Origin of the sequence: Alcaligenes sp. CHO6 (genome assembly GCF_037120595.1) — a bacterium.
Taxonomy (GTDB): Bacteria; Pseudomonadota; Gammaproteobacteria; order Burkholderiales; family Burkholderiaceae_B; genus Alcaligenes; species Alcaligenes ammonioxydans.
This window is the reverse complement of the sequence record NZ_JBANCI010000003.1, coordinates 94,736-107,957: the sequence shown is the minus strand read 5'-3', so window position 1 is coordinate 107,957 and position 13,222 is coordinate 94,736. Positions and strand designations below refer to the sequence as shown.

Below are 13,222 nucleotides of genomic sequence, written 5' to 3'. Positions count from 1 at the left end.
CAGGATTTGGCTTTAAAGGAAACATGCTTGCTTGAAGAAGTAGTCAGAACAATTCCAAACAACACGCTCTTCATCTCGTGGATACGGCCCATGCTGTATCAGCCTTCACAGCAGTTCTTGGCCTGGGCCAGGATCGCCATCACTGAAGCGACTTCTTTTCAATTGCACAGGGGCCTGGTTCAAGCACGAGGCTCTGTGTCTTTGGATGCTCCAGGCTGTTCACAAGGAATACTCATGACTACGACGATGGATTTGTCCAAATCAACGTTGATCGCTCGCGCGCAGGAACAGATGCAGGCTCAGTTTCAGGTTCCGGAACGCAGTGTTAAAGAAAAGTTGGCCCTGACCTGTCGAATTCTGTTTGACGGCGGTCATGACTCCGGCTTGGCGGGACAAATTACAGGGCGGGGCAAGCAGGAAGGTACCTATTTCACCCAGCAGTTAGGCTTGGGCTTCGATGAGATCAGTGTGTCCAATATTTTGCTGGTGGATGAGGACCTGAGGGTTCTGGAAGGGCAGGGCATGCCTAATCCGGCGAACCGCTTTCACTCCTGGGTGTATCGCGCACGACCCGACGTCAATTGCATTATCCATACCCATCCTTTGCATGTGGCGTCCTTATCCATGTTGGGCGTGCCTTTAGAAGTCTCTCATATGGATAACTGCACGTTGTACGAGGACTGTGCTTTCCTGAAAGACTGGCCTGGCGTGCCTGTCGGCAATGAAGAAGGGCAGATCATCTCCCAGGCCTTGGGTAACAAGCGTGCGATTTTGCTGGCGCATCACGGCATGTTGATTGCGGCCGGCTCCATCGAAGAAGCCTGTGTGCTGGCCTTGCAGTTCGAGCGTGCCGCGCGGATGCAGTTGCTGGCTATGTCTGCCGGGCAGATCAAGCCGATTCTTCCGGAGCTGGGGCGAGAGGCACATGACTGGATCTTGCGCCCTCGCCGGTCCGAGATTGGCTTCGAGTATTACGTGCGCAAGGCTTTAAAGCATCATGCCGATGCACTTGAGTAAAACCCAGGGGTGAATAGTCTTGGGGGCGTTCGAGATCGCAGGCAATCTCTCGCTCAAAGGCAGGTGGCGGAAAGCAGCAGGAGTCGAACCTACCTGGGAACGTCTGACGCCCCCAACCGGGTTTGAAGCCCGGCCGTGCCACCGGGCACGGATGCTTTCCTTCAAGAGGCCCTATCATACGTTAGGGCCGGTCAGGCTTCAACGATCGGGGAGCCGTCTGCTTCGGCACCCACTTCGCGCTTTTGGTTCAATCCGCTGCTGCCCAGGTCTCGCCTCGTAAAACATGGCGATCACGCACCCGTCGTGTATAGCCGATACGATCAAAAAACTCCAGAATCTGAATGGCCCGTTTGCGGCCCAATCCGGTTGCGTCCCGAAACTGGGCGGCGCTGACTCCTTGACCCGTGTGCAGTTCCTCGACGATGTGGGCCAGAGCCGCAATCTGACGACGGTGGTAGAACAGATCATGCACGACCTGAAACAGTTCGCCTTGGCGGACCAGTCGGCGCAGCACGTTGCGCGTCTGCTCCTCGGGCGCCTCGGTTTCTTTGGCCAGATCGCGTGTCCAGGGTGGATCGAAGCGGCCAGCGTCGATTAACGGCAGCAGGGCTGCGGCCAGGATTTGATCATCGGGACTGAGCGTGACGCGGTGCCCTGGGGTATGCAGCCAGGCACCCTGTCGAGCCAGGCGCTGTTCTGCCAGCAGATGCTCGCTTAAGAGTTGCCAGACCGCGTCGGGCATGGTGGGTGCCGCCATGCGGCGCAAGCGGCTGACGGACAGGCCCGGTTCGTCCGGATAGCGCTCATGAAACTGCAGCATCACGCTTTCTACGTGTTGGCAGAGCGCTTCCAGGCGTGCATCACCGAGCAAAATAGGCTGACTTTGTGGGCGGGACCCGGTGTGCCAGCGGGCGTTTGCAGGAGCGATCAAGCGGTGCTGCGTTCCACCCGACAGACGTAGGAGCGTTGCTTCGTCCAAGCCGTAAGGTGCGTGGGCCAGCAGGCCTTCCAGTGGTCCGCCGCGCGCCCATTGTGCCAGGGCGTCCAGCCAGGACAGTCGTGTCGTAGAGCGTCGTTTGCGGTCTGGTGCGTTCGGGTCCAGCACAATCCCGCCACCGACTGTTTCGCTGGCCTGTGCGTTGCGCAAGATAAAGCGTTCACCGGTCATGGAGCAGATAGGTCGGTCAAAGACCAGTTGAACCTTAGCGGTCTGACCGGCTTGCAAGGCGTCGCCCTCCAAAGGCACGGCATGGGCTGTCAGGTGCGCGGCGCCCAGGTGCACATGCCAGGGCGACCAAGTACGCAAGGCGGGCATGTCCTTGTCCAGCAGGCTCAGTTCCACGTCGATACGTGTAGAAGGGATAAAACAGCGGGCGTCGGCCAGCCAGTCGCCACGCTCGATATCCTGCACATCGATCCCACCCAGGTTCAGGGCGCAACGCTGTCCGGCGCGGGCCTGGCGTGAGGCCCGGTTCTGAGCATGAATACTGCGTACCCGTACCGGCGTGCCGCGTGGCATCAGGTGCAGGTCTACCGGGGGGCCATCCAGATCCAGCGTACCGTCATGCACGGTGCCGGTCACCACTGTCCCGTGGCCCTGCAAGGTGAACACACGATCAATGGCCAGACGGAAATAACCTTGCCCTTCCTGCCGGGTCGATTGCATGGCCTGCGTATGCAGATGCTGGCGCAGCGCTTGCAGGCCGGGATGCTCCTCACTCAAGGCATCCACCACAAAGACAGGTGCCTGTTCCAGAAAGGTGCCGTGAGCAAGCGCTCGTAGTTCCGCCTTGACCGATTCAAGGCGAGCGGTATCGGCCCGATCGGCCTTGCTCAGTACGAGGGCTCCGGCATTCAAGCCCAGCAATTGCAGCACGGCCAGATGTTCGCGGGTCTGTGGCATGACACCATCATCTGCCGCCACGATCAGCAAGCCAAAATCAATGCCCGTGGCACCTGCAACCATGGTGTGTACCAGGCGCTCGTGGCCGGGCACATCAATAAAGCCCAGGATCTGGCCGTCGGGCAGAGGCGTGTAGGCATAGCCCAACTGGATGGAGATGCCGCGCTTTTTTTCCTCCTCCAGACGATCGGTATCCACGCCCGTCAAGGCGCGGATCAAAGTGGTTTTGCCGTGATCGATATGGCCTGCAGTACCAACAATCATGCTTGCTCGGGATTCAGTTGTGCGCTGAGCAACGGTTCAGCGTGTTCTTCCAGACAGCGCAGGTCGAGCCAGAAGGCATCTTGCGCAATGCGTCCGATGACGGGCTGGGGCAAACTGCGCAGGCGTTCTTCCAGTTGGGTCAGATGGCGGCCCGGACGGCCCGGCCCTTTGTAGGCAAAGCGCAGCCCGAAGCTAGGCAGCACATCTTCGGGCAACGCCCCGCTGCCAATCTGGCTCAACATGGCAGTGGGTTCGACAGCAAATTGTGTGCCCACCCATTGCTGCAGGACTGGTGCCAAACGCAGTGCCTGGGCGCGCATTTCAGCCGCAGGTCGGGTCAGCAGACGCAGGGTAGTCAGATGCTCGGGCAAGCGCTCTGGCGAACGGTATAAGGCCAGCACGGGCTCCAGTGCTGCCAGCGTGATTTTGCCTACACGCAAGGCGCGTTTGAGCGGGTTCTTCTTGATCTTGGCGATCAGATCGGCGCGGCCTACGATCAGGCCTGCCTGTGGGCCACCCAACAGCTTGTCACCGCTGAAAGTCACGATATCGGCGCCCGCTTCGATGGTTTCGCGCACGGTAGGCTCGGGTGGCAGGCCCCATTGGCTTAAATCAACCAAGGTGCCACTGCCCAGATCGACGCTGGTGGGCAGGCCGTGCTTTTTGGCGATCTGTGCCACTTCCCTTACCGAAACGCTTTTGGTGAAACCTTTGACGGCGTAGTTGCTGCAATGCACCTTCATTAACATGGCGGTGCGCTCGTTGACGGCGTTGTCGTAATCGGCCGCATGGGTACGGTTGGTGGTGCCGACTTCATGTAAAAGCGCCCCGGCGCGTTTCATGATGTCGGGAATGCGAAAGGCTCCGCCAATTTCAACCAGCTCGCCGCGTGACACCACGGTTTCGCATTGGGGACTCAGGGTGCTGAGCATCAGCAGCACGGCAGCTGCATTATTGTTTACGACAGTAGCGGCCTCGGCGCCAGTCAGTTCGCACAGCAAGGGGCTGATCAGGTCATCACGATCGCCTCGCCCCCCGGTTGCCAGATCAAATTCCAGATTGGCGGGTGAGCGCATGGCCTGGACAACGGCCTGAATGGCGTCCTCTGGCAACATGGCACGCCCCAGATTGGTGTGTAGCACGGTGCCGGTCAGATTAAAGACCGGGCGCAGCTTTAAGCGGGACTCTGCTTGCAACTGTGCTTGCAGGGCTTTGGCGAGCTGCGCGGGCTCCAGATCCTGGGAGCTTAGCGCACCCTTTAACACCGCTTCCCGCAGTGCCTGCAAATGACCGCGAGTGTGTTGACTGAGGCGGGAGTGGCCAAACTGGCGCAGCAAAGGCTGGAACTCTGACGAGCGCAGCAGGCGGTCCAGGGAGGGGATGTGGGCGGGGGAGAGTTCGGGAGTGGGGCTCATCATTCAAAGGCAGGCAAAGTCTGTGGGCAAGGTCTCTCGGCTACGCCTTGCGTGCACGACAGCAAGGCGTAGGGGAATCTTAGCTTAAGACTGCTGCCAAAGAAGGGGATTGCCGCTGGCACGGGAATAACCTGCTTCGCCCATCAAGACATCCAGAGCCAGACTGGCCAGATCATCGGCAACCGGGTCAATGCCCAGCTGTTTTTCCTGATAGAAGATTTTGCGGTAGGTGTGGCAGTTGTCACAGGACTCGGCCTTGATTCCTTCCGGGCCATCCTCGATCGCGTGGTAAGCCACGCCTTTGGTGCTTTCGCAGTGCGAGCAGGTGACTCGCACCAGATGCCATTCCACGCTGCAGCGAGGGCAACACATATAACGGCAACCGTCTTCACGACCACCGACACGCACCACACTGGATACGGGCAGGCTGCCGCAGGACGGGCACACGCCAAAGGGGCTGGTGACCGACAGTTGGCCTTCGGTCAGCGAGCAGGCCAGGTGCGTCCAGTACACCTGCAAGGCGGCCATGACAAAAGGGGCCGCGGCGCCCTCTTGTTCCGGCAGTTGTTCGGCCAGAATCGCGTCAGCCAGGTCTTCCAGCTTTTGCGGATCGGACTGGGCTGCTTTCAGCAGGCCCTGGCAGACCTCTTGCGCGGGAGCGGGCACGTCCGGGTTCTGGATCATGTGATTGAGCAGGTTGCTCAAGATGCTGAGCCACTGCGGATCGCGCTTCCAGCCCGAGGCCAACAAGGGCGGCATGCCGTGCCGTTGGGCTGTTTCCAGCACATCAGCGGGCAGCTCAGTGGGGGAAAGGGCGCTTAGTTGCGTGTGCTGGCCGTCCACCAGGTGCGCCAGCAACTGCAGATAGGCGCCGACGGGGTTGTCGGCAGCCAGTTGACGCAGACGCGCCGCCCGGTCCGCAAAAACGCTGGCTCGCACAGGCAGGCGCAGTCGGGGGATGGAGGTGTGGTCCAGACTTTCAATTTCGCCGCGCGGAAGGATGCGTTGCAAGACAGACTCCTGAAAACAAGGCTGCCATGCCCGAAATGGCGCATGGCAGCCGGGTTACTGATAAAGCAGATTACCGCTTATTTGGCGGAACGGCGTTGACCTTTTTCCATTTCCTCACGGAACCAGGCGCGGTGGTGTTTCCAGGCCCAGGCGCGGGTCACCGTGCCGCGGGTCATGGCCTTGACCGAACCCTTGACCCAGATCCCGGCGTAGATGTGCACGATAATCGCGCAAATCATCAGCAAGGCGCAGGCCGCGTGCAGCACGGAGGCCAGACGGATGGCCCAGATGGGGAAGAAGGCGGAAAAGTATTCGCGCCACATCACCACACCGGTTGCCAGCAGGCCAATCATGAAGATTACCAATGCAAAAAACAGGATTTTTTGCCCGGCGTTGTAGCGCCCAACCTCGGGGATACGCTCGTCCTTGGCGTCCAGTACGTCCTTGAAGTGACGCAGCCAGGCTGCGTCACCCTTGGAGAACATATTGTGCCGCACCATGCGAGCCGCAAACAGGAAAAAGCACACAAACATCACCACGCCAATGAATGGGTGAAGAATGCGTGTCCAGGGCCCGCCGCCTAGCAGATGGCTCAGCCAGAACATGGACGGATGAAACAGCGCCAGACCGGACAAGGCCAGCAGCACAAAGCTGATGGCAATGATCCAGTGATTGATGCGCTGACTGGTGGTGTAGCGCTGAATCAGGTCCTTGCGGTTGTGATCAGTCATGGTGGGCCTCCTGGATCTTGCGTGCTTCCTCGTCGGCGCGGCGCTCGTCTTCCTCGTCAGTCTCGTTAGGACCGGTTCGGATGTAGTGGAAGAAACCAATCAGGGCGGTCAGTGCCATGGCCGCGACCCCCAGGGGCTTGGCCACGCCCTTCCATAACGAGACCATCGGGCTGATTTGCGGATCTTTGGGCAGATCGCTGTACAGCTCGGGCTTGTCGGCGTGGTGCAGCACGTACATGACGTGGGTGCCGCCCACGCCGGCCGGATCGTACAGGCCGGCATTGTCAAAGCCACGCGATTTCAGGTCTTCGATACGCTCGGCCGCGTGCTGCTGCATGTCTTCTTTGGTTCCGAAGACAATTGCGCCAGTCGGACAGGTCTTGGCACAGGCCGGCTCCTGACCAACAGCGACACGGTCCGAACACAAGGTGCACTTGTAGGCCTTCTTGTCCTTTTCCGAAATGCGAGGCACATCGAAGGGACAGCCGGTTACGCAATAGCCGCAGCCAATGCAGTTTTCCTCGTGGAAATCGACGATGCCGTTGGTGTACTGCACGATGGCGCCCGGCGAGGGGCAGGCCTTCAGACAGCCCGGGTCCTCGCAGTGCATGCAGCCATCTTTGCGAATCAGCCATTCCAGATCGCCAGCGGGGTTCTCATACTCCGCAAAACGCATGATGGTCCAGGACTTGTCGGTCAGGTCGGCCGGGTTGTCATACACCCCGACGTTGTGGCCGATTTCGTCACGCGTATCGTTCCATTCCATGCAGGCGACCTGACAGGCCTTACAGCCAATGCACTTACTGGTGTCGATCAGCTTGGCCACCTCTCCGCCCACGGGCTCGCGCACGCTGGGCGATGGGGTGGTGGTTGCGGAGAGCCGTTTGATATCAAGTGATTGCAAGGCCATGGCTTACTCCTTAACCTTTTCAAGTTGAACCAGGAAGGCCTTGGTCTCCGGCGTTTGCGAGTTGCCATCGCCTACTGGCGGGGTCAGCGCATTAATCAGGAAACCGGGTCGGGCCAGACCCACAAAGCCCCAGTGCAGCGGGATTCCCACCTGATGGACGATCTTGCCATCCACGTTCAGGGCCTTGATGCGTTTGGTCACCACCGCCACGGCCTTGATGTAGCCACGGTTGGAGGACACCTTGACGCGGTCGCCCTGCACAATGCCCACTTCCTTGGCCAGTTCCTCGCCAATTTCCACAAACTGTTCGGGCTGCACGATGGCGTTGAGCTTGACGTGCTTGGTCCAGTAGTGGAAGTGCTCGGTCAGGCGGTAGGTGGTACCCACATAGGGGAACTTGTCTACCGTACCCATGGCGGCCAGGTCGTCCTTGAAGATACGGGCTGCCGGGTTGGTGATGGCACGAGGCTCATCAGGGCTGAGCGGGTTGTAGCTCAAGGGGCTTTCAAAGGGCTCGTAATGCTCGGGGAATGGGCCTTCCGCCATGCCTTTACGGGCAAAGAAGCGGGCTACCCCTTCGGGGTTCATGATGAACGGTCCCATGCCGTCAGCCGGGTTCTCATCGGCCTTGTAGTCAGGGATATCCGCCCCCACCCAGCGCTTGCCGTCCCAGTGAATCAGCTTGCGGCGCGGGTCAAACGGTTTGCCGTTCAGGTCACAGGAAGCCCGGTTGTAGAGCACCCGGCGGTTCGCTGGCCAGGCCCAGGCCCAGTTCAGCGTCTGGCCGATGCCGGTTGGGTCGCTATTGTCGCGGCGAGCCATCAGGTTGCCTTGCTGCGTCCAGGCGCCGGCATAGATCCAGCAACCGCTCAGCGTGCTGCCGTCGTCGCGCAGTTCGCCAAAACCATCGAGCTGCTCGCCGGCCTTGCGTGTGATCTTGGTCGGGTCTTTAGGATCGACCAGATCGACCAGGGCACGTCCGGAATACTCCTTGGCCAGTTCAGCGGCGGTCGGATCGTCCGGATTGGAGTAGGGCCAGGACAGGTTCAGGATCGGATCAGGGAAGGCGCCGCCTTCTTTCTCGTACAGCGAGCGGATACGCGTGAACAGCGTACTCATGATTTCAATATCGCTCTTGGCCTCGCCCGGAGGGTTGGCGGCCTTCCAGTGCCATTGCAGCCAACGACCCGAGTTCACCAGTGCGCCTTCTTCCTCGGCAAAACAGGTGGTGGGCAGTCGGAAGACTTCGGTCTGGATGGAGGCGGTATCGACATCATTGTGCTCGCCGTAGTTACGCCAGAACTCCGACGTTTCCGTGACCAGCGGGTCCATGATGACCATGTACTTGAGCTTGGAGAACGCACGCAGCAGCTTGGCCTTGTAGGGCGCTGCCGCCAGGGGGTTGAAGCCCTGACAGATATAGCCTGTCATCTTGCCTTCGTCCATCAGCTCGAACACCTGCAGCATGTCGTAGAGCTTGTCCAGCTTGGGCAGGTAATCGTAGGCCCAGTTGTTGTCGGCCTGGGCGGCATCACCGAACCAGGCTTTCATCAGGCTGACATGGAACTTCTTGTAGTTGCGCCAGTAGCTGAGCTGATTGGGACGTAGTGGCTGTTGGGCGCGCGCGCCAATATAGCCGTCAAAATCCTTCTCGGCCTGGTTGGGCAAGGTCAGATAGCCGGGCAGCAGGTTGGACATCAAACCCAGGTCCGTCAGGCCCTGAATGTTGGAGTGCCCGCGCAGCGCGTTCATGCCACCGCCGGCAATACCAATATTGCCCAGCAGCAACTGCACCATGGCGCCGGTACGGATGATCTGCGAACCAATACTGTGTTGCGTCCAGCCCAGTGCATACAGAATGGTGCCTGCACGACCGGGCTCTGCGGTCGAGGCCAGCATCTCACAGACTTTCAGGAATTTGTCCTTGGGCGTGCCGCAGACGCGTTCCACCATCTCGGGCGTGTAGCGCTCGTAGTGTTTGCGCAGCAACTGGTAGACCGAGCGGGGGTGCTGCAAGGTGGGGTCGGTCTTGACGTAGCCGTCCTCGCCCAGCTCGTAGTCCCAGGAGGACTTGTCGTAGCTGCGTTTCTCTTCGTTGTAGCCCGAATACAGCCCCTGCTCGAAGTCAAAGTCCTCGCGCACGATAAAGGGCATATCGGTGTAGTTGCGCACGTACTCATGCTGGATCTTGTCGTTATCCAACAGGTACTTGATGACGCCACCCAGGAAGGTGATGTCGCTGCCAGTACGTATAGGCGCGTAAAAATCCGCCACGGATGCCGAACGCGTAAAGCGTGGATCCACGACGATCAGTTTTGCATTGTTGTGTGCTTTGGCCTCGGTTACCCATTTGAAACCACAGGGGTGCGCCTCGGCTGCGTTGCCGCCCATAATCAGCACAATATCCGCGTTCTTGATGTCGACCCAATGGTTCGTCATCGCTCCACGGCCAAACGTCGGGGCAAGACCTGCCACCGTCGGGCCGTGTCAGACACGTGCTTGGTTATCGAACGCCAGAACACCCATGCTGCGGATGACTTTATGGGTGACGTAACCCACTTCGTTACTGCTTGCCGAGGCAGCCAGCATGCCCGTGGTCAGCCAGCGGTTCACCACGGTGCCATCGTCGGCAGTGGTCTGGAAGTTGGCGTCGCGGTCTTCCTTCATCAGCTTGGCAATACGCGAGAAAGCGTCTTCCCAGGAGATGCGTTCCCACTTGTCCGAGCCGGGGGCACGGTATTCCGGATATTTGAGTCGGTTGGGGCTCTTGATGAAATCCACCAGGCCAGCGCCTTTGGGACAGAGTGTGCCGCGATTGACGGGGTGATCGGCATCGCCTTCGATGTGAACCACGCTGGGCTCGGCATTCATGGCGCCGTCACCGCGAGAGTACAGCAGTACCCCACAGGCAACAGAACAATAAGGACAGGTATTTCGCGTCTCTGTCATGCGGGTCAGTTTGTACTGCCTGACTTCCGCCATGGCGGGGGTGGGCGCAGCGCCCAGCAAGACCATGCTGGAGCTGGCCAGCGAGGCCCCCGTCACTTTGAAGAACTGACGCCGATTCATGTTAACCATGCGGCTCTCCAATAGGATGTGTTTTCGTGTTTGAAATCTGCAGGGGGTGGCCTTATGAGCGTTGCCCCTGTTTTATAGTTGAACAGTATAAGCGTTGAGCGTATGCCTTACTGTCCAAAGCGCGTACCAAATTGATCAAGGACGATCTTGATTCTATTGAGGTTTTCACGCCGAAGCCGCAAGTGTAGTCGGTGATGCGGGTATTCACCTACTATTTGCATGGGATTTTTTAAATTCGGCCTTGTGTTTGAAGGACTCGGTCTGAACACCGTTAGATAGTCAACGCGCACGAGGAGCAGAAGCGGGGGCTCAGTGACCTCACCGGAGCTTGCGGTCGGCAAAGCGCCGTTAAAGAACCCCTGGCCCAGCGTACAGCGCAGACGATTTGTGTTGTGTCCCGCAGGCCCGACCCCATCACCTGACAGGCGCGATGGGGCCGCTTTCTCTTACGACGCAGGGCGTCGCGGCTTTACTCGTCTGAGTTTTCGGTTTGCAGCCTTACTACCTGTTTGGCACGGGTGTCCACATGCAGGGAGAAGATATCGGGGCGCGAGTAGTGGCCGTAGACATCAAAGTCCAGATTGGCCTGCTTGAGCAAATCCATGTCCAGCTCGGCGTACAGCTCGGTTTCTTCGTCGAATACCGGGCCGGCCAGCACTTGGCCGGTAGGGCTGACGATCATGCTGCCGCCATGCATGACGTAGCTGTCCGGTGCAAATTCGCCGGGCAGAGCAAATTCCTTCTGAAAGGCGTCGGGATAGGCGTTCAGGCGGATGGCCTGGCAGGCGGACAGCACAAACACGCGGCCTTCGACGGCAATGTGGATCATGGACGAGGCCCAGGTGGGGCGATCGTCAGCAGTAGGCGCGCAGTAGATTTCAGTACCCTGGGCGTACATGGTCTGACGCAGGGCCGGCATATAGTTTTCCCAGCAGATCACACTGCCAAGACGGCCCAGTGGCGTGTCGACTGCCCCCATGGTGGAGCCATCGCCAAACCCCCATACCAGACGTTCCTGTCCGGTAGGCATCAGCTTGCGGTGAATGCCCACCACGCCTTTGCCGGGAGCCAGCGTCAAGGCGGTGCAGTACAGGGTGCGACCCATTTTTTCGATTACGCCCATCACGGTGTAGACACCGGTCTGGGTGACCGCCTCGGCCAGGGCTTCCAGTTCAGGGCCGCCCAAGGTGACGGCACCCTCAACGTACCGTTGATACAGGGCGCGGCCTTCGGGACGACGATTGCCGATCACGCTGCCAAAGCTGATGCCTTTGGGGTAGCCCCCCAGAAAGGCCTCGGGAAAGACCGCCAGTGTGGCGCCGTTGGCCGCAACGCGCTGCAAGATAGTGGCGGCTTTGTCGACACTGCTGGCAGAGTCAAAGGGAATGGATGCCGCTTGTATAACAGCAACTTTGCTCATAACTACTCTCCTTTAGGGGTTAGCCCGCGGACAGGTCCACATGTTGAGTTTCGGGCAGGCGGGTATACAGAATCAGCAAGCTCGCCAGGGATACCGCGGCCAGATACCAGGCCGGTACGTTGGGGTTGCCGGTGTACTGGATCAGAGCCGCGGCAATGAAGGGGCCCGGTCCGGCCAACAGAGCCGATGAAACGTTGTGGCCCAAGGCGGCGCCGGTGGAGCGGATTGACGCCGGGAATACTTCCACCAGCAGCACCACGTTCATGACGGCGGAGATGGCTACCAGAAAGGCCAGAATGGTCAGGCCAAGCAGGATCAGGGCCGGTTTGCCAGTGTTCATCAAGAGGAAAATCGGGTAGGCCATGACGGTCAGGCCAGCGGCGGCAAACAAGGCCAGCTTGCGTCGTCCGTAGCGGTCCGAGAAACGGCCAACCAGCGGGTGCAGGATGCAATACACCACCAGGGACGCACTGCACAGCCACAGGGCATTTGTCTTGCTCAGCCCCAAAACGGAGACCAGGTGGTTATTGGCGTAGGTGATGAAGAAATACAGCGACACCAGGAACAGGGCCGAAAATGCGAAGGACAGGACAAAGGCATTGAACTTGTCTTTGGACGAAACCCGCTCCAGGGTGTGGTTGGCCTTCTTTTCCTGCAGCTCGTGATAGACCGGCGTGTCATTGAGCTTGCGACGGATAAAGACGGCAATGAACGTCATCACAATGGACAGCACAAAAGGTACACGCCAGCCCCAGCTGTAGACTTGCTCATCGCTCAGGTTGGCATTGATGGCGGCTGCTGTGGCGGTCCCCACCAGAAAAGCGATACCGGCGGTAAAGGTGACCACGCTGGCGGCACTGGCGCGACGATGGGCGGGGGCACTTTCCACCAGGAAAATACCGGCTGCCGACCATTCTCCGCCCACCATCATGCCTTGCAAAAAACGCAGGATGACCAGCAGGATAGGCGCTGTGATACCCAGGGTGGCGTAACCGGGCAGCAGGCCAATCAAGGTGGTAAAGACGCCCATGCCAAAGACGGTAATCATCAGCACGGTCTTGCGCCCGAAGCGGTCACCAATGGGACCCAGAATCAGTGCACCAAAGGGACGTGAGACAAAGCCCACCGCAAATACGGCCAGGGACGACAACAGGGAAACCCCGGCGGCGTCGGATGGAAAATAGATGCTGCCAATGACGGCTGCAAAGTAGCCGTAAATCGCGAAATCAAACCATTCCATAAAGTTGCCGATACCTACGGCAAGCACTTGTTTTCGGCTCAGACCCGGCTGGCCTGGGGGGGCCGGTTTGGCGTGGGAAGGGGCGATGGTAGCAGTGCCCATAACAATCTCCTCGAGTGGGGCAGGTATGTACCTGGCCCTTATTGTGGTTGTGGCTGATTTTTAGTCTAATCAAGCCAAATAATTATTCAAACTAATTAGAAAAATGGCTTCGATTAATATCGCTAATATCA

The 13,222-nt window shown here is 59.2% G+C and carries 9 protein-coding genes and 1 tRNA gene; 1 reads left to right on the top strand and 9 read right to left on the bottom strand.

What is annotated here, in order from left to right:
• Positions 1-234: 234 nt before the first annotated feature.
• A complete protein-coding gene (locus V6936_RS12645; protein WP_301606040.1) occupies positions 235-1,017 on the top strand; it encodes an aldolase in 783 nt (260 codons plus the stop codon).
• Positions 1,018-1,081: 64 nt separating this feature from the next.
• Here V6936_RS12645 and V6936_RS12640 read toward each other — a convergent pair.
• The 9 genes from V6936_RS12640 to V6936_RS12600 form a co-directional block, all read right to left on the bottom strand.
• Positions 1,082-1,177, bottom strand: a tRNA-Sec gene (locus V6936_RS12640).
• Positions 1,178-1,264: 87 nt separating this feature from the next.
• The gene (selB, locus tag V6936_RS12635) at positions 1,265-3,184 is read right to left on the bottom strand and encodes a selenocysteine-specific translation elongation factor (protein WP_301606039.1); all 1,920 of its coding nucleotides are present in this window, start codon (positions 3,182-3,184) and stop codon (positions 1,265-1,267) included.
• Positions 3,181-4,599 (bottom strand): L-seryl-tRNA(Sec) selenium transferase, encoded by a 1,419-nt coding sequence (gene selA, locus V6936_RS12630; protein WP_131071863.1) that lies wholly within the window; start codon positions 4,597-4,599, stop codon positions 3,181-3,183. The genes selB and selA overlap by 4 nt, the downstream gene beginning before the upstream one ends.
• An 84-nt stretch (positions 4,600-4,683) precedes the next feature.
• Positions 4,684-5,610, bottom strand: a complete 927-nt coding sequence (gene fdhE / locus V6936_RS12625; protein WP_059318177.1) for a formate dehydrogenase accessory protein FdhE — start codon at positions 5,608-5,610, stop codon at positions 4,684-4,686.
• Positions 5,611-5,687: 77 nt separating this feature from the next.
• Entirely contained in the window at positions 5,688-6,341 is a 654-nt protein-coding gene (locus V6936_RS12620) for a formate dehydrogenase subunit gamma (protein ID WP_003805069.1), read from the bottom strand.
• Positions 6,334-7,251, bottom strand: a complete 918-nt coding sequence (gene fdxH / locus V6936_RS12615; RefSeq protein ID WP_003805067.1) for a formate dehydrogenase subunit beta — start codon at positions 7,249-7,251, stop codon at positions 6,334-6,336. The genes V6936_RS12620 and fdxH overlap by 8 nt, the downstream gene beginning before the upstream one ends.
• A 3-nt stretch (positions 7,252-7,254) precedes the next feature.
• Positions 7,255-10,329 carry a formate dehydrogenase-N subunit alpha gene (gene fdnG / locus V6936_RS12610; RefSeq protein ID WP_153008905.1) on the bottom strand — a complete coding sequence of 1,025 codons (3,075 nt, stop codon included), beginning with the start codon at positions 10,327-10,329 and terminating at the stop codon, positions 7,255-7,257.
• Positions 10,330-10,798: 469 nt separating this feature from the next.
• A complete protein-coding gene (locus V6936_RS12605) occupies positions 10,799-11,749 on the bottom strand; it encodes a carbon-nitrogen hydrolase family protein (protein ID WP_003805062.1) in 951 nt (316 codons plus the stop codon).
• 19 nt (positions 11,750-11,768) lie between these two features.
• Positions 11,769-13,091, bottom strand: a complete 1,323-nt coding sequence (locus V6936_RS12600; protein ID WP_336579960.1) for an MFS transporter — start codon at positions 13,089-13,091, stop codon at positions 11,769-11,771.
• Between the last annotated feature and the right edge of the window lie 131 nt (positions 13,092-13,222).

Bases quoted from the DNA above. Each gene is read 5' to 3' on its own strand.
- V6936_RS12620 (WP_003805069.1), bottom strand. From the start codon at position 6,341: ATGACTGATCACAACCGCAAGGACCTGATTCAGCGCTACACCACCAGT.
- selB (WP_301606039.1), bottom strand. From the start codon at position 3,184: ATGATTGTTGGTACTGCAGGCCATATCGATCACGGCAAAACCACTTTG.
- V6936_RS12600 (WP_336579960.1), bottom strand. From the start codon at position 13,091: ATGGGCACTGCTACCATCGCCCCTTCCCACGCCAAACCGGCCCCCCCA.
- fdxH (WP_003805067.1), bottom strand. From the start codon at position 7,251: ATGGCCTTGCAATCACTTGATATCAAACGGCTCTCCGCAACCACCACC.
- selA (WP_131071863.1), bottom strand. From the start codon at position 4,599: ATGAGCCCCACTCCCGAACTCTCCCCCGCCCACATCCCCTCCCTGGAC.
- V6936_RS12605 (WP_003805062.1), bottom strand. From the start codon at position 11,749: ATGAGCAAAGTTGCTGTTATACAAGCGGCATCCATTCCCTTTGACTCT.
- V6936_RS12645 (WP_301606040.1), top strand. From the start codon at position 235: ATGACTACGACGATGGATTTGTCCAAATCAACGTTGATCGCTCGCGCG.